The following is a 618-nucleotide window of genomic DNA, read 5'->3' on the forward strand; positions in this document are numbered from 1 at the left end:
CTCGCCGTAGCTTAGTTGCTGGTCGTCGAACACCAGGGCCGGCGCCTCTGGTTGGCGCGTGGCCTGGGCTTCGAACAGCTGGTGCACCAGCAAATCGCGCGGGTAGTCGACGGCGGTGTCGTTGAAGTCCACCAGCAGTCGTGCGCGCTCGTCGGCCGGCAGTACGTCCAGCGTCGCCACCGGCAACGTGGCATCGTGTTCCAACGCGTCCACTAGCGCCGTGACCGCGCAGTGCAGATAGCTTGCCATGCGCGCCGCATCGAGGCCGCCGGCACACTGGGCGGTGATGGCAAAGTCCTCGCCCAGGTCGTCCACCGAGACGGTGACTGGATAGTTGGTGTGCTCTTCGCCGCCCGACAAGGTGATACCTTCAAGTCCGTCCGGATGGCCGGACGCCGATGCCGGCCGCGAGTGGCGGAAGTTGAGCAGCGTGGTGAACACGGGCGTGGGCGCCTGCACGCCGCTGCAGCGTTGGGCCAGCGCCAGCGGGGCGTTTTCATGCTCCAGCAGTTCGGCGAGCCGGCGGCTGGTTTCGGCGAGTGCCTGCCCGACACTGAGCTGGTCGAGCGGCAGGCGCAGCGGCAGCGTGTTGATGAACAGGCCGAGCATGCGGTCGGC

1 protein-coding gene is annotated in these 618 nt (G+C 67.8%); it reads right to left on the reverse strand.

Going from position 1 to position 618, the window contains the following annotated elements; genetic code table 11:
• Nucleotides 1–618, reverse strand: a 618-nt coding sequence (locus tag AC1RMD_RS31215; RefSeq protein ID WP_492932757.1) for a condensation domain-containing protein, incomplete at both ends; no start/stop codon positions are given.

This window comes from Duganella sp. GW822-FHT06D06 (assembly GCF_058799615.1).